11 protein-coding genes are annotated in these 16764 nt (G+C 64.5%); 5 read left to right on the plus strand and 6 right to left on the minus strand.

Annotation, left to right across the window (positions count from 1 at the left end; translation table 11 throughout):
• The 3 genes from P775_RS19310 to P775_RS19320 all read right to left on the minus strand — a co-directional run.
• Positions 1 to 655 (minus strand): transglycosylase domain-containing protein (locus P775_RS19310; RefSeq protein WP_180287507.1); only part of this gene is annotated, 655 nt, incomplete at its 3' end.
• Positions 603 to 1163, minus strand: a complete 561-nt coding sequence (locus P775_RS19315; protein ID WP_099912523.1) for a putative glycolipid-binding domain-containing protein — start codon at positions 1161 to 1163, stop codon at positions 603 to 605. The genes P775_RS19315 and P775_RS19310, both read right to left, overlap by 53 nt.
• Before the next feature lie 10 nt (positions 1164 to 1173).
• Positions 1174 to 6609 (minus strand): alpha-2-macroglobulin family protein, encoded by a 5436-nt coding sequence (locus P775_RS19320; protein ID WP_099912524.1) that lies wholly within the window; start codon positions 6607 to 6609, stop codon positions 1174 to 1176.
• A gap of 130 nt (positions 6610 to 6739) precedes the next feature.
• On the opposite strand from P775_RS19320, the gene P775_RS19325 reads away from it, so the two are divergent.
• Complete coding sequence (locus P775_RS19325) at positions 6740 to 9241, plus strand: response regulator (protein WP_099912589.1); 2502 nt, start codon at positions 6740 to 6742, stop codon at positions 9239 to 9241.
• 127 nt (positions 9242 to 9368) lie between these two features.
• Here P775_RS19325 and P775_RS19330 read toward each other — a convergent pair whose 3' ends face one another.
• The 3 genes from P775_RS19330 to P775_RS19340 all read right to left on the minus strand — a co-directional run bounded on the left by P775_RS19330 (position 9369) and on the right by P775_RS19340 (position 12734).
• A complete protein-coding gene (locus P775_RS19330; protein WP_099912525.1) occupies positions 9369 to 10130 on the minus strand; it encodes a YaaA family protein in 762 nt (253 codons plus the stop codon).
• Between the two features lie 84 nt (positions 10131 to 10214).
• Positions 10215 to 12284 carry a DNA helicase RecQ gene (recQ, locus tag P775_RS19335; protein WP_099912526.1) on the minus strand — a complete coding sequence of 690 codons (2070 nt, stop codon included), beginning with the start codon at positions 12282 to 12284 and terminating at the stop codon, positions 10215 to 10217.
• A gap of 156 nt (positions 12285 to 12440) precedes the next feature.
• The gene (locus P775_RS19340) at positions 12441 to 12734 is read right to left on the minus strand and encodes a YggT family protein (protein ID WP_099912527.1); all 294 of its coding nucleotides are present in this window, start codon (positions 12732 to 12734) and stop codon (positions 12441 to 12443) included.
• A gap of 134 nt (positions 12735 to 12868) precedes the next feature.
• On the opposite strand from P775_RS19340, the gene P775_RS19345 reads away from it, so the two are divergent.
• The 4 genes from P775_RS19345 to P775_RS19360 all read left to right on the plus strand — a co-directional run bounded on the left by P775_RS19345 (position 12869) and on the right by P775_RS19360 (position 16716).
• Positions 12869 to 13408, plus strand: coding sequence for an acyl-CoA thioesterase (locus P775_RS19345; protein ID WP_099912528.1), 540 nt, complete (start codon positions 12869 to 12871; stop codon positions 13406 to 13408).
• 145 nt (positions 13409 to 13553) lie between these two features.
• A complete protein-coding gene (locus tag P775_RS19350; RefSeq protein ID WP_099912529.1) occupies positions 13554 to 14918 on the plus strand; it encodes an MFS transporter in 1365 nt (454 codons plus the stop codon).
• Positions 14915 to 15859: a penicillin-insensitive murein endopeptidase gene (gene mepA, locus P775_RS19355; protein WP_099912530.1), complete on the plus strand. Its 945-nt coding sequence runs from the start codon at positions 14915 to 14917 to the stop codon at positions 15857 to 15859. Before P775_RS19350 ends, mepA begins: the two co-directional genes overlap by 4 nt.
• Entirely contained in the window at positions 15832 to 16716 is an 885-nt protein-coding gene (locus P775_RS19360) for an esterase-like activity of phytase family protein (protein ID WP_099912531.1), read from the plus strand. The genes mepA and P775_RS19360 overlap by 28 nt, the downstream gene beginning before the upstream one ends.
• The last annotated feature ends 48 nt before the right edge of the window (positions 16717 to 16764 follow it).

Consider the following 16764-nt stretch of genomic DNA (forward strand, 5'->3'; position numbering starts at 1 on the left):
TTTCGGGTGATTGCGGCAGGGCAACCAGCAGCGCCGCCTCGGCCGGTGTCAGGCGGCGGGGTTCCTTGCCGAAATAGGCAAGGGTCGCGGCACGCAGCCCTTCGATATTGCCGCCATAAGGCGCGATCAGCAAATACAGCGACAGGATCTGATCTTTGTTCAGCTGTCGCTCCAGTGCCAGCGCAACCCGTGCCTGACGCAGCTTGCCGCTCCACGCCCCCGTCCCGCTGGCCTCAAGCAGGCGCGCGACCTGCATGGTGAGGGTGGATCCGCCCGAGATGATTTCGCCATTGCGCAGCGCCTGCAGACCGGCGCGCAGGATCGCCCGGGGATCGACGCCGCTGTGTTGATAAAAGCGCCTGTCCTCATAGGCCAGAAGCATGTCGACAAATCGTGGATCGACCGCGTCCAGCGATAGCGCCATCCGCCAGCGCCCGTTCTCGACCGTATAGGCACGCAGCAAGGCGCCGTCGCGGTCGCGCACCTCGGGCGAAGTGGCAATCACCAGTGGCGGCAGAACCGTCGCGTCGATCCAGTGATCGACCCCGTCCCGCAGCGCAGCACCGGACCACAGGATGACCGCCAGCGCGAGCAGCAGGCGGTCAGGGCGCAAGGCGGGCCTCCCAAAGGCTGGGGTAGAGCGTGACAAAGCCATGTTCGTTCACCCGCAGCTGGGTGGTGTAGTCTGTCTGTTCCGCGCGGTACTTCACCACTTGTCCGCGCTGGCGGGTATAGACCTGATCCAGCGGTTCGACCGGTCCCAGCGGGTCGCGCAGCCAGGCGGCGCGGCAGGGCAGCCGGCCGATCTGCGGCAGGCGGCGCACCGGCATGAGGTTGGTGGCGGGGGTAAAGCCAAGGTCAATGTCCCGCGCCCCGGCCACCTGCGGCTGCAGAATGCCGTTCATCTCCCAGGCGGTGCCGCTGCGCACCAGACGCAGGGCCACGCGATCCTCGCCGCAATGGCCAGAGATATCGGCGCTGGTGGTGGTCCAGTCCGGCCCGCAGCGCACCACGTAATCCAGCGTGGACCAGCCCTTGGCGTCCTGAAACCGGGCATGGCCGATCAGCATCCAGCCGCCGGTCAGCTGGGTCAGGGTGCAGGTGTCCTGACCCTCGCGGTCCAGCGCGCGCCAGTGCATCTTGCACACAATGCTCCCTGCCATGGCGCTCTCCTCAGTCGCTGATGGTCATGGTGCCGGTTTCACTCCGGGCGCGGTATTGCGGTCGATACATGTCCTCGACCCCTGCTGCGGGGTGGTGGAACACCCCCGGTGACACTGCCCGCACCACATAGGCGAGCTGGAAAGCGTCAGGGGAACTCCAGTCGACAGCGGCCAGAAAGCGGTCCGTGCGGAACTCCACCGTGCGGGTGTCCGCCGGTTTCAGCCAGTCGAGCGCGCGGATGTCTCCGGCGCGCAGCAGGTTCGGATTGTCGATCTCGAACCCCGCAGGCAGCGGATCATCCACCATCAGCCGCGCGCCGGTGTCTTCGGCGGGGCGGATGGTCAGCACGGTCACCAGCCGATCCCCCGTCGCGATGGGGCCGGTCAGCGGCGCGCCGTCCATCGTGTAATAGGCCCGTTCGATGGCATAGCCGTAGCCGCCTGCGGGTTCGGGGGTCGTGGGCACACCCAGCGTCGTCAGGGTGATGTCGGTCGCAGTGCCTGATGTGTTGCGGATCGCCTGCGGTTGCAGCGCATCGCCGGACAGCTTGCGGATAAACGGTCCGGCCACCGGCGCGCCATCCACCGTCAGCCCCGAAACGGTAGGGTCCTGCACCAGCGCATGGACTGCCAGCAGCGACCAGCTTTGTTCCTGCGTGGACAGCGGGTGGTCGGCCGCGGCTATCCGCGTGCTCAGCGCCGCGCGGTCCACGGCCGTGCTTGCGGCCTCAACCGCCAGCGACAGCAGCCCCGCCGCATCGCGCAGGTTGGTGCCATAGTCGCTGCGATAGGTCTGTGCATCTGTTCCCACCTGGCTGGACAGCTTCTGCGCCGCCTTGGCGAACATCAGATCGGCGCGGGTCTGATCCCCATAGCTGGCCAGCGCCGCGCCCATCTGCGCCTGCGCCAGCGGCGTGGCAAAATCATCCGCCTTGGTGTCGGTGTAATAGCGCAGATCGCCCATGGCCGCCTGACCTTCGCGCGCCAGCACCATCAGCGCATAAGCGATATCCTCGCCGCCCGAATCGAAATCGGCGGCATAGGAAATGCGGTTGCGCAGGTTATCCATGGCGGCGTCAAAGGCAATCTTGGGCACGTCATGCCCCGCCGCCTGCGCCCGGCTGAGGAAGTGCGTGACATAAGCGTCCAGCCAGAAATCCCCCGACTCTGCCGACCAGAGGCCAAAGGCCCCGTTCGCCGCCTGCCGGGTCAGAACCTGCGTGATCGCCTGATCCACCCGCTTGTCCATCTGTGCCTTTGATCCCAGCCCCATCGCCTCGCCCACACTCGACAGGTACAGCAAGGGCAGCGCCTGCGATGTCACCTGTTCGGTGCAGCCATAGGGGTAGCGGTCCAGGGCGGCCAGCAGCCCGGGCGCATCAAACCGCGCAAGCGGCCCGGCGGACAGCAGCGCCGTCGCCGTATCCTCTTGCAGCCCGTCAAACACGGCTGAATCGAGCGTAAAGGTCTGCCCGGACGCCAGAGAGAACCGCCGCGTTGCCGCCACGACCGGATCATTCGCCCGCACACCCAGGGTCAGCGTCTTGACCAGTTGCCTGCCCTCTGGCGTGACCAGCGCCACTCGGATTTCATGATTCCCCACCTCTTCCGCCGTCAGCGGAATGCTCAGCCGCGTTGTGCCCTGCTCGGCCACCTCGACCCCCGATGAAATGGCCGAGGCATCAAGGCTCAGCCCCTCAGCCTTCACATCCAGCCCCATCCGGCCCGCAGGCCCTGTGGCATGCACAATCTCCAGCAGCAGGCGCGAGGTGTCGCCGGGCGCCATGAAACGCGGCAGCGACGCGCTCACCACCACCGGATCCCGCACCATCACATCCGCCGACGCTTGACCAACAGCGGTCGGCGACCAGGCCACAGCCATCAGCCGCACGGTGCCGTTGAACTCTGGCAAATCAAAACTCACCTCGGCGCGGCCATCCACAACCCGGACGGGTCCGGAAAAGAACGCGACCAGCTTTTCGGTCGGCGGCGGGCTTTGCAGCCGCATCTGCGCCGACGCATCACCGCCCGACCGGATCTGCCCCATCGCGCCGTTCATCCCGTCGATCAGCCGCCCGTAAAGGTCACGCATCTCGACCCCCAGCCTGCGCTGGCCAAAGTAATAGGCCGACGGATCGGGGGATTTGAACCCGGTCAGGTTCAGGATACCCAGATCCACCGCCGCCAGCGTGACGTAGCCCTCTTGCCCCTCTGCCAGCCCGTCCACCACAACCGCCGCCGTCAGCGGCCCGCGCGGGGCAGAGTCGGGCGCGGTGTCAATCGACACGGCCAGCTTGCGCGCACCGGGATCGATGTTGGCATGGGCAAGGCCCAGACTGCGCGCGGGGTTCTGCCCGGCGGATACATCCATCGGGCGGATCACCTGCGCGGTGACATAGGCCCCGGCGCCCCACGCCTCGGTCACGGCAACGGGAATGACGTTCTCACCCTCGCGCACCTCGACCGCCTGCATGGAAATCACGTGATTGGACATTACTGTTACCAGCGCCTTGCCCGCATAGCGCGGCACGATGCGCAGCATCGCGGTGTCGCCCGGGTGATAACCGGGCTTGTCCAGGGACAGTTCCAGCGCGTCCGGTGTGGCGGCGGCATCGGCGGGCGCATACCAGCCCGCATCGAACAGGACGGAAGAGGCGACATAGGCGCCATCCAGCCGTTCCACCACCAGCTCGTATTGCCCCCAGTCCACGGCCTGCGCCAGTTCCAGAGGCGCGGCCCCAAGTGTGACTGTGCCGCTTGCCACCTGCTTGCGCGCTGTCACCGGTTCCCAGTTCCAGTTGCCATACAGCTGATACCACTGATACTGCGTCTCGACCCGGTTCAGGGTCCATTGCACCTGCATATCGACCGGGGTCAGATCCGGGCCGATGGCCTGAACCAGAAACTCCGCCTCGGACCCATTGGGCACGGCATCGTCAAACAGCGGCCTGATCCCGATCATCGGCTGCAGCGGCGCCAGCGGGCGGGTGATGCTGCGTTCCACCGGGCGGCCAGATCCCTCGGCCAGACGCAGGGTGATGTCGGCGGTGTAGGGGCGACCGGCTGTCAGGCTGTCCGCAGCGGGCAAGGGCAGGGCGATCTGTGCCGCACCTTGCGCATCCGTGCGCAGATCGCCGGGCAGGCTGACGGTCTGGATGTCCGTCTCTGCATCCTGCAGGCCAAAGCGATAGCCGGGAAAGGCGTCGAGTGTATTCTGCGCCGACAGCCGCAATTCCCCCTCGATTGGCAGATCCGCACCGGGCGCGCCAAACAGATAGCGGGCAGCGACGTCCAGCAGCGGCGGGGACGCAGCAAGGATTGCCCCATCTGGCAGGGTAAGGTTAAAGTCGATGCGTTCCGGCACAAAATCTTCGACCAGCAGGGTCTGGCTCGCCAGCGACGGGGCATCCACATCACCGTAGACCGCCAGTTGCCAGGGCCCGCGCGGCACAGAAGGCGCCAGCGGCAGGTCAAACACATGTCCGCCCGCCACGCCATCGGCGGACAGGGTGCGGGAATGCTCGACCCCGTCTGGCCGGGTCAGAAGCGCGGTCAGCGGCACGCCGTCCACGGCCTTTGCGGCGGAATCGCGCAGCAGGGCGGTGGCATGGATCACCTCACCCGCGCGGTACGCGCCGCGATCCGTCGTCAGAAAGGTATCAATCGGCCCGGCAGGGTCCCGCCCCGCCACGCCGCGATCGGACAGGTCAAACGCAGGGTCACTCAGCGACAGAAAGGCCAGATCGCTGTCGCCGTTGCGCACCACAACCATGGCCGGCGCCGCACCATCCGTGCCGCGAGTGAGGCCGGGCGCAAAGCTTGCCATGCCGTCGGCATCGGTTGTTGCAACCGCAAGCTCCCGGTTCGACCGTGTGATCAGCGTGACCGTCAGCCCCTCCAGCGCCGTGGCATCCGACAGCGCGCGGGCAAAGACATGCAGCCCGTCGGTGCCCGACAGCGTCGTCAGGCCGATGTCGGACAGCACGAACCACTGCGTCGCGCCCAGATCACTATAGGAATCGGCCCCCGGCACCGACGCTGCCAGCGCATAGATGCCGGGGGCAAGATCGCCTACCACATCACCCATGGGCAGGCGGGTCGTGACATCGGCGTTCAGGCGGTTCTCAACCTCACCCGTGCCGGACCAGATGGTTTCGCCCAGATCGCTCTGGACCTGCTCCAGATCGTACTGGCCAAGCGGGCGGCCAAAGTAATTTTCCTGCAGGGCACGGATCATGTTGCGGTCGCTGATGCGCGACAGGGTCAGCGCGACAGTGTCCAGGTTCACGGTTTCAATCGGCAGCCCGGCATCTGCGGACCGGGGCAGCACATAGGCCCGTCCCGGGAAATGGACTGCAGGGCTGCGGTCGCGCACATAAAGCGTGACCGGTACGTCGCGTGTCAACTCCTCGCCCTCGGCCGAGGGCAGGCCGGCGCGGAAGGTCAGCGTGTAGCGCTGCCCATGTTCCACCCCGTCGATGCAGATCTGCCGGTCCGAGGGCTGCACCACCAGCCGCTGATCAGGCAGGCGCACAAAGGGGGCGTAATCCGTTCCAGCCTTGGCCAGAGGTTCAGAAAATTCGGCGCAGATCCGGGGCGCGGCGCTGTCGGCCTCGACCGTCGTGTCCGTGATGCGAAAGCCGTATTTGCCGATCGCATCCTCCAGCAGGGCGATCACCTCCGCCCGGGGTTGCAGCCGTTCAGCCAGACGCAGCGCCGGGATCATCTCGCGGCCCCGGTCAAGCGGCTCAAGCGCTTGCGCCAGGGCGATCAGAGCGCTGACCCGGGCGGGGTCGCGGTCAGCTCGCAGATAGGCGTTGATTGCCGCCAGCTCTGCCCGCGCCTTCAGGTCCTGTTGTTCGCTGTAGTCCGCAGAGCCCGCAAGAACCCCAGCCAGCCGCCCGTATTCCAGCCACAGATCCGACGCATCGCTTTGCGCCAGCGCCGCCCCGGTCCAGTTCATCGCCTCGCGCGTGTTGCCCTGCGCCAGCTGGTCCCGTGCGGCCTGCAGCAGCTGATCGACGCTCCAGCCGCCGCCTTCGTGGCGGATGGCGAGCGCCTCAGCCTCGGTACGGGCCTGGCTCAGGTCAGCGGCGTTCAGAAAGCCCAGATCCCGCGCCCGCGCTGCGGCCTGTGACAGAACCGCCGCAGAGGTCGCCACAACCTGCGCCGAAATGGCCCCGTCATAGGCTTTGCGGTCGCTGACGCTTGATTTCGGAAAACAGGCGCGCGAGCGGGTGTTGAAAGTGAAGGCCTGACAACTGGAATCGTTCAGGCAAACCCGCTGGCAGGCCTCCAGCGTGGTGTCGAACAGCGATTGCAGATCGGCACCGTAGAAATCCACGTCCCGGCTCACCACCAGCCGCCGCTCGGGGACCGGTTCTTGGGCAAAGGCGGGCGCAAGGCCCAGCATCAGGAACACGAAGGCTTTGAAAATACGATGCATGGTGGTCTCCCCGGGCAGTCGCCGTACCGTCGCATGTCCGCCGAGGACCGCGCAAGGATTCCTGCCCGCACAGTTTAAACACTTCTTCATTATGAATGCGCAAAAGTCCCCCGATGTGACGGAGACTGGCATGAGTCTGGCCCAGAAACTGGCCGAGGAACGGCGCGCCCGGCTTGCGGCCGAACGTCTGCTTGAACTCAAGCAGGCTGAACTCTTTGCAGCCAATCGCAAGCTTGCTCATCACGCTCACATGCTCAGCCATGAAATCACCGAAACCCGGGCCGAAGTGGCGACAGTGCGTCATGAAAACGTGCTGGTCCGCACAAAGCTGGGCGAGGCGTTCGAAAAGATCGAAATGGTGGAAGGCCAGCTCTGGAAGGCGCTGCGCTCGATCCGCGACGGCTTTGCCCTGTTCAATTCCGACGGTCTGCTGGAAATCGCGAACCCGCCCTATCTGTCGGTATTCGAGGGGCTGGATACCATCGCTCCGGGCACCAGCTACGCGCATATCGTGCAGATGATGATCGAAGAGGGGATCGTCGATCTGCAGGGGGTACCCGCGGCTGTCTGGCGTGACCGCATGCTCTCGCGCTGGGAGGATGTCGTCATTGAGCCGATCACTCTGCGGCTCTGGTCCGGCGATTTTTTCAAGATCCAGGACCGCCGCACACCGGATGGCGGGATAGTCAGTCTTGCGATCGACATCACCGAACTGATGCGGATGTGGTCCGCGGTCGAAGAGTTGCCAGACGGTTTCGTGATTTATGATTCCGAGGACCGCCTGCTTATGTCCAACGGGCCATATCGGGACATGTACGCAGCAAGCGCCGAGGTGATGATCCCGGGCACCCCCTTCGAAGAAATCCTGCGCTTTGGTTTGAAAAACGGTCAGTACCAAGAGGCGGCGGGCCGCGAGGAAGACTGGCTTGAGGATCGCATGGAAAAGCACCGCAGCTCTTCCATTGAACACGAACAGCAGCTCAAGGATGGGCGCTGGATTCGCGTCTATGAGAAAGAGACCTCTGATGGTGGGCGCGTCGGCCTGCGCATCGACATCAGCCAGATGAAGCAGGTTCAGCGCGATCTGGAAGAGGCAAAGGCCCGTGCAGAATCCGCCAACCGCGCCAAATCGGCCTTCCTTGCCAACATGAGTCATGAGATCCGCACGCCGATGAACGGCGTGGTCGGCATGGCAGATATCATGATGGATGCAGACCTGACAGCCGAACAGCGGCTTTATGTCGAAACCATCCGCAATTCGGGCGAGTCCCTTCTCAGCATCATCAACGACGTGCTCGATTTTTCCAAGATCGAGGCGGACAAGCTGATCCTGCACACCGAACCTTTCGATCTGGAACGCGCGGTGCACGAGGTGGTCATGCTGCTGCAGCCCTCGGCGCGCAACAAGGCGGTTGAACTGCTGGTCGATTACGACATGTTCCTGCCGACGCGTTTTGTTGGCGATGTCGGGCGCCTGCGTCAGGCCCTGACCAATCTGATCGGCAATGCGGTCAAATTCACGGTCAAAGGGCATGTCCTCGTCCGCGTGGTCGGCCTGCCCGGCGAAGACGGCAACACCGCCATCCATCTGACGGTCGAGGATACCGGCATCGGCATTCCGGCAGACAAGGTCGAACACGTCTTTGGCGAATTCAATCAGGTGGATGACGAAACCAACCGCCTGTTCGAAGGCACCGGATTGGGCCTCTCGATCACCCGCAAACTGATCGAGCTGATGGGCGGCGATGTCTGGGTCGAATCCGAGCTGGGCAAGGGATCGTGCTTTGGTTTCCGCGTGGCGCTGCCAACGGATGAGAGCTCTGTCATCAGGATGGCTCAAGTGCCCGCCGGGCTGAAACGTGTTCTTGTGGTGGCGGATCACAGTGTCACGCGCAGCATTCTGGGCAAGCAACTCAGCATCCTGGGGCTTGAGGTCAGCTCTTGCCTGACAGGGCGTGCCGCGCTCGATCAGATGGGCGATCCGCCCGATCTGCTGATCGCCGAACAGGATCTGCCGGATATGGAGGGCACGGAACTGGCCGCGCAGCTGCGGCAAAAGGGCCGCGTGCTGCCAGTGCTGCTGATCAGCCGCAATCCCGGCGCATTGTTGGATGCCCCGCCGCGGGACGACGTGGCGGGATACCTGCACAAACCCGTCTCGCGCAGCGATCTGTTCGCCGCGATAGAGGGGCTGAACGCGCCGCCCGCCATCGCGCCGCCCCCGCCCCCTCCCAAGGCGGCGGCGCTTCGCACGCTGCGCGTTCTGGTGGCCGAGGACAACCGGACCAACCAGCTGGTCTTTCGCAAGATGGTCGCGGCGCTGGATCTGGATCTGGTCTTTGCCAAAAACGGATTCGAAGCGGTCGAGGCGTTCAGGGCCCGCCGCCCGGACATCATCTTCATGGATATCTCCATGCCCGGCATGGATGGCAAGCAGGCCACCCGAGAGATCCGCGCCTGCGAGGGCGAGGGGCCGCATGTCCCGATTGTCGCCGTCACCGCCCATGCCATGGCTGGCGACCGAGAGGGGATACTGGAGGCAGGTCTTGACGACTATCTCACCAAGCCGCTGCGCAAGGCCGAACTGATCGCCAAGTTCGAGGCGCATGTCGGCGCGCCTGCGGACAAATAGGCGGCTCTTTTCTGTTCCCGCGCGGGACATGCGCGCGGTGTCATCGCACGGTGGCCCCTATCGCTTCTTGTGTTGACGAACCGAAACGCCTTCAGGCCCACACAAAGATCGCAGCTCGCACAAAGAGTCAGACCCGCACAAAGACCGGACGCTCCGTGACAGAGGATTCTGGATCAAATGCATAGCCGCCAACCTCGAACCCGCTCAGATCCTCTGGACGGGTGATGCCGTTTTCCAGCACCCAACGCGCCATGGCGCCTCTGGCCCGTTTGGCCGCAAAGGCAATGACCTTGCGCGTACCGTTGCGCTCTTCCTCGAAACGCGGCTCCACCACTCTCAGCCCGTCCAGCGCCTTGCGATCAACGGCCTTGGCATATTCTTCGGAGGCAAGGTTCAAAACCGTCTGGGTTCCGGCGGCCTCTGCATCCTGCGCAACGGCCTGTGCGATTTTGGGCCCCCAAAACCGGTAGATCGTGCCGGCGTCATGCCCCGGCAATTTGCGCCCCATCTCCAGCCGGTAGGCGCAGACATCGTCGCTGGGCCGCAAAAGCCCGTAAAGCCCCGAAAGGATCCGCAGACGCCGCAGCGCTTCGGTATGCGCAAAGTCATCCAGCGTGGCGATTTCAAGATGCTTGTAGACGTCGCCGTCAAACATGTGCCCCGCCGCCTGCGCCGCCCCGGATGTCCGCGACCAGGACGCAAAGCGGTCCTTGTTCAACTGGGCGATGGCAGGGGACACCTTCATCAGTTGGGAAATGTCGTCGGCGGACCAGCCGCGCGCCACGGACACCAGCGCCTCCGCTTCGTCCAGAAACCGGGGCGTTGTCGTGGCATGGCGCGCCGCGCGCGCTTCGTTCAGATTTTTTGCAGGGGACAGCAGGATCAGCATGGTCGGGGCCTCAGTTCGTTCAGTTTGCGCCCCAGCCTTTAGCGCCTTTGGCTCAGGGACGTTAGGGGCTTTCGGGGCCTCGCGTCACTCCGCGCCGTGCAGCACGTCCAGAAAGGCCGGGCCAAAGCGTTCGGCGCGCTTCTCGCCCAGCAGGCGTTCCATCGCCTGTGGATCGCCGGGGCGGATCTGTGCCACCTTGGCCAGCAGGCCCGAGGAACAGCTCAGCGGCTTGTCCTGTCCTTCGGGGCCGCGCGCCAGATCGGCCTGCACGGCCAGCAACTGATCATAAACCGCGCCGGCATCGCGCCCGGCCAGCTTGCGCCGGGTCGGGTGCATCTCTTCACCCGCGCCGGTCAGGACCGACAGGAATTCCGCGCCGTATTTTTCCAGCTTCTTGGCCCCCACCCCGTTGATCCGCGCCATGGCGTCCAGATTGGCGGGGCGCTGTTCGATCATCTCGATCAGGGTGCGGTCTGGAAAGATCATATAGGCCGGCAGGCTCGCGGCCTCGGCCAGCGCGCGCCGCTTGGCCTTGAGCGCGGAGAGCAGCGGCGCATCCTCATCGCTCACCATCGCCTTGACCGCTGGGCGACGGTCCGCCGCCGCGCGGTTCAGGCTGTCGCGGCGCAGTGTGATTGTCGTCTCGCCGCGCAGCAGGGGGCGCGCGGCCTCGGTCATCACCAGCGCGCCGTGTCGCCCGGCATCGGGGCGCAAGAGGTCAAAGCCCATCATCTGTCGGAACACGCCCTGCCAGGCCGCCTTGGACAGATCCCGCCCCACACCAAAGGTCGGCAGGCTGTCATGGCTGCGCGCCTTGACCTTGTCCGTGGCAGTGCCGGTCAGCACGTCGATCAGATGCCCCGCGCCAAAGTTTTCGCCAGTGCGCAGGGCCGCCGACAGCGCCTTGCGCACGGCCTCGGTCCCGTCAAACACCTCGGGCGGGCTTTCGCACAGGTCGCAATTGCCGCAGGTGACATCGCTTTCCCCGAAATAGCCCAGCAAGGTCTCGCGCCGGCATTTCTGCGCCTCGGCCAGCCCCAGCAGGGCGTTCAGCCGCCCGTGATCCGCCGCCTGCCGGTCTGCCGGGGCAAGGCCCTCGTCAATCTGGGTGCGGCGCAGGCGGATGTCGTCGGGGCCAAACAGGGTCAGGGTTTCGGCCGGGGCACCGTCGCGGCCGGCGCGGCCGATTTCCTGATAATAGGATTCGATGCTCTTGGGCAGATCCGCATGGGCCACCCAGCGAATATCGGGCTTGTCCACGCCCATGCCAAAGGCGACCGTGGCCACAACAATCAGACCGTCTTCCTGCTGAAAGCGCGTCTCCACATGGCGCCGGTCCCCGGCCTCCATCCCGCCGTGATAAAAGCAGGCGCTGTGACCCGCCTGGTTCAGCGCCGCCGACAACCCTTCGGTCTTGGCCCGGGTGCCGCAATAGACGATGCCCGACTGCCCCTTGCGCGCGGCGGCAAAGTTCAGGATCTGCGCGCGCGGCCCATCCTTGGCGGCAAAGGCAAGGTGGATGTTGGGCCGGTCAAAACCGCGCAGAAAGGTCGATGGCTGCTCACCCTCAAACAGGCGCTGCACGATCTCGACCTGGGTTTCGCCGTCCGCCGTGGCGGTAAACGCCGCCAGCGGGACGTCCAGCGCACGCCGCAATTCACCGATGCGCAGGTAATCGGGGCGGAAATCATGGCCCCACTGGCTCACGCAATGGGCCTCGTCCACGGCGATAAAGGACACGCCGGCCCGGCTCAGCATCCGCTGAGTGCCGGTGTTGGCGAGCCGCTCGGGCGCCAGATACAGCAGCTTGAGCGTGCCGTTGGACAGCTGTTCCCAGACAGCCTCGGTCTCTTCCTCGGTATTGCCGGAGGTCAGCGCGCCGGCGGCCACACCCGCCTCGCGCAAGCCGCGCACCTGATCGCGCATCAGCGCAATCAGCGGCGAGATGACCAGTGTGACCCCGGGCCGCAACAGTGCAGGCAGCTGGAAACACAGGGATTTCCCGCCTCCCGTCGGCATGATCGCCAGCACGTTCTCGCCCCGCGCCACCGCCTCGACAATCTCGCCCTGACCGGGACGAAAGGCATCGAACCCGAACACATCGCGCAGAATCGTACGCGCGCCGGAAAGATTTCCGCTGAGGCCGTCGGGCATGGGCTGAACCTGCACTTTGTTTATAACCGCTCTTATCTCAGTTCTCACACACTGAGAATCAGTAAACAAGGGCACGAGGCCCCTGTTTCATCTGCCCCCAAATATCCCGGGGGAGTCGTCCGAACGGACGACGGGGGGCAGCGCCCCCGGCCCACCTCAGTAGCTGTAGAAAAACCCGGCGTTGTTGGCCAGAATGATGCGCAGCGCGTAGATCGCGACCAGCGTCACCAGCGGGGCAAGGTCGATGCCGCCCATCGCGGGCAGAACACTGCGGATGCGCGAATAGATCGGCTCGAGCAGGCGGTTCAGCCCCTGCCAGATCTGGGCCACCAGCGGCTGGCGCAGGTTCAGGACCTGAAAGTTGATCAGCCAGCTCATGATCACATGCGCGATGATGAAGAACCAGACGATGTCCAGAATGAGCATCAGGATCTGAAACAGCGATTGCATCGGGCGGGGTTCCTTTTTACGCGATAAGCGCCCAAGACCTAAGGGCGCTGTGGCCAAAGGGCAAGAGTGCCGCAAGGTCTTGGTTGACGCAGCGGTCACATCTTGGCCGAAAGGGGCGCGAAAAGGAGAAAATCATGTATCCCTTCATCCGTATGTTCAAGGAAATCCTCGTGCACCGCAACGATCCGCCCCTCGCGCTGGGCGCGGCGCATGTCTCGCATCACATGTGCTGGCCATGGGACATCGACCTGTGGAAAGAGCTGAACAACGGACGCACGCTGACGCTTTATGATCTCGGGCGGATTCCCATGGCGCGGCGCAGCGGCATGGTCTCGGCGCTGCGGCGGATGCGCTGGGGCATGACCATCGCGGGCACCACGGTGCGCTATCGCCGCCGGGTGCGGGTGTTCGAACAGGTCGAGATGCGCTCGCGCCTGCTGTGCTGGGATGCGCGGTTCCTCTATCTCGAACAAAGCATGTGGAAGAAAGACGGCGAATGTTCCAGCCATGCGGTGTATCGCGTCGCCGTCACCGACAGCAACGGCATCGTGCCCACCAAAAGGGTGACAGAGGAGATGGGCCTGACCTGTGCCTCGCCGCCCATGCCCGACTGGGTGGTGCAATGGACAAAGGCAGAGGCGCATCGCCCCTGGCCGCCGATGCCGGGTGCCTGAGATACGGATGCCTGAGATGCAGGGCGCCTGATCCGTCACCACGTGCGGAATGGAATTGTCAGCGTGATTTCACAGCGCGCGGCGCCGCGCCCCCTTGCCAGCCTTGCCCCCAGCCCGTCATATCAGCGCAACATCAGGGGGCCCCATGGCACAAGACACCGATATCCCCGCGCTGGATCCGCGCGCCCTGCGCAAGCGCATCTGGGGCTGGTTCTTTTTCGACTGGGCCAGCCAGCCCTATAACACGCTGCTCATCACCTTCATCTTTGCCCCCTATGTGAAAGAGCTGATCGGTGACGGCACCACCGCGCAAGCGGCCTGGGGCCTTGGCATCGGTGCGGCAGGGGTGGTCATCGCGGTCCTTGCGCCCGTCCTTGGCGCGCTGGCTGATACCGGCGGCAACCGTCTGCGCTGGATCTGGCTGTTTTCGGTGCTCTACGTCATCGGCTCGGGCATGCTCTGGTTTGCAGCACCCGGTGATTTCAACCTGATCGCCACGCTGGTCTTCTTTGCCATCGGCATGATCGGCATGGAGTTCGCCACGATTTTCACCAATGCCATGCTGCCCGACCTTGGCCCGCGCGCGGCAATCGGGCGCATTTCCGGCAACGGCTGGGCGTTTGGCTATGTCGGCGGCCTGATCAGCCTGCTGATCATGATGGTTTTCTTTGCAGAAAGTGCGGTCACCGGCAAAACTTTCGTCGGCCTTGCACCTGCCTTCGGGCTGGACTCCGCCACCCGCGAAGGCACCCGTTTCGTCGGCCCGCTGACGGCGGTCTGGTACGTTGTCTTCATGATCCCCTTCTTCCTCTATGTGCGCGACCCCCGCGCCAAACCCGCCCCCAGGGGCGCGCTGGCCAAGGCGCTGCGCGACCTCAGGGCAACACTCGTCCGCCTGCCGCAATCTCGCTCGCTTTTTGCCTATCTCGCCTCGTCCATGTTCTACCGCGACGCGCTGAACGGTATGTATGCCTTTGGCGGCATCTACGCCGCCGGCGTGCTGGGGTGGAGCGTGGTCGATGTCGGCGTCTTCGGCATCCTTGCGATCATCTCGGGCGCGGTTTTTGCCTGGCTCGGCGGCATGGCCGATTCGCGCTTCGGCCCGAAACCGGTGATCACCGTCTGCATCGTGATCCTGACCATTGTCGCCATCGCCATGGTGCTGATCTCGCGCAGCAGCGTGCTGGGCATCGCGGTCCCCCCCGGCTCGATCCTGCCGGATGTGGTTTTCTACATCATCGGTGTCGTCGTCGGCGCGGCCGGGGGCGTCATTCAGTCTGCCAGCCGCACGATGATGGTGCGTCAGGCGGATCCGGCCCGCATGACAGAGGCGTTCGGCCTCTATGCCCTGTCGGGCAAGGCGACGAGCTTTATTGCTCCAACTTTGATCGGTATCACGACCTATGTGACCGGATCTCAGCAAATGGGCATCTCTCCGCTGATCGGCCTTTTCGTTCTGGGCCTCATTCTGCTACCTTGGGTCAAACCCGACGGAGATCGAGCAGCATGATCCGACCTATTCTGACGCTTACCCTGATCGCGGCCCTAGCGGGCTGCGGATCAGAGCGTCCTTCGCAGAACCTCGCCAGCATGGCGCGCGGCCCCGCCGCGACGGCCGTGCCCGTATCCGGCACGATTTCAAGCAAAAGCGCGAAAGAGCTTTTTGGCAACGAACATTCCCCGTCGCTCCAGCGCTCTGAACCCTTCGGCAGCTATGCCAAGGGCTGCGCGGCAGGCAATGTGCAGCTGCCGGAAACCGGCCCCACCTGGCAGGCGATGCGCCTGTCGCGCAACCGCAACTGGGGCCAGCCGGCAACCATCGGGTTTCTTGAGGATCTGTCGCGCAAGGCCGCACAGATGCCGGGCTGGTCCGGGCTTTATATCGGCGACATCAGCCAGCCCAAGGGCGGCCCTATGCCCTCTGGCCATGCCAGCCACCAGATCGGCCTTGATGCCGATATCTGGATGCTTCCGCCCCAAAGCACCTCGCTCAGCCGGACCGAGCGCGAAAATATCTCCTCGATCTCGATGCAGCGCGCCAGCGGCGCCTCTGTCAACAGCGGCTGGTCGCCCCAGCATCACGCACTCCTCAAGGCTGCGGCGAGTGATCCCCGTGTTGCGCGGATCTTTGTCTTTCCCGGCGCCAAGGTGCAGATGTGCAAGGATGAAACCGGCGACCGCAGCTGGCTCAACAAGGTTCGTCCCTGGTACGGCCATCACTATCATTTTCACGTCCGCCTGAATTGCCCCAAAGGCGCCACGGGCTGTGTGGATCAGACGCCGCCGCCGCCGGGCGATGGCTGCGCCGATGCGCAGGCCTGGGTGAACAACATCCTCAACCCGCAGCCGCCCAAGCCCCGCGATCCCAATGCGCCCAAGCCGCAACCCAAGCGCGAGCTGACCCTGAATGACCTTCCCGGCCAATGCTCAGGCGTTCTCGCGTCGCGCTAAGCGTTGCGCTGACGGCTCTTTTGACACTGGGTGTGTCAGCCGAGCCGGTCCAGCGTGCGCAGTTCATCGATACATTCACCTGGCACCTTGAGGATCCCGCCTTTGGCGGGTTCTCAGCGCTTGAGATCAGCGATGATGGTCAAAGCTTTACCGCTGTCAGCGACCGGGCTCATATCGTGCGCGGGACATTTGAGCGCGAAAAGGGCCAGATCAAGCGCATTGCCCTGGGTCCGATCCAGCCGCTTTTGGGACTGAATGGAGAGATTCCGCAGCGGGAGAAGGGCGACAGCGAAGGACTTGCCATCGGTGAGGACGGGCGCCTGTATATCTCATTCGAGGGCGAGAACCGTGTCTGGGAATACCGCGGCAAGCAGCCCGAACCGCTGCCCCGTGCAAAAGCCTTTGAGACGATGCAGCAGAATGGCGGGCTTGAGGCGCTGGCGATCGACGGGAATGGCTGGCTTTATACGCTGCCCGAGCGGTCAGGGCAGCTAAACCTCGACTTTCCCATCTTCCGCTTTCGCAATGGCGCGTGGGATCAGCCCTTTTCCATCCCAAGGACCGGTCCTTTTCTGGCCGTGGGCGCGGATTTTGGCCCCGACGGCAGGCTGTACCTGCTGGAACGTCGCTTTACCGGGCTCAGCTTTGGCAGCCGCGTGCGCCGGTTCGACGTGACCGACACCAGCATCAGCCGCGGCGAAACCCTGCTTGAGACGCGCAACGGCCAGTTCGACAACCTCGAAGGGCTGTCCGTCTGGCGCGATGCAGAGGGGCGGATCCGGCTCACGATGATCTCGGATGACAACTTCAACTTTTTCCAGAGCACCCAGCTCGTGGAATACGCCGTCACGGAATAACTTGCGCCATGACCGGTCAGGGTCTATTGCCCCCGGGTCCCCATCCGG

The sequence above is a fragment of the Puniceibacterium antarcticum genome (assembly GCF_002760615.1).
GTDB lineage: Bacteria > Pseudomonadota > Alphaproteobacteria > Rhodobacterales > Rhodobacteraceae > Puniceibacterium > Puniceibacterium antarcticum.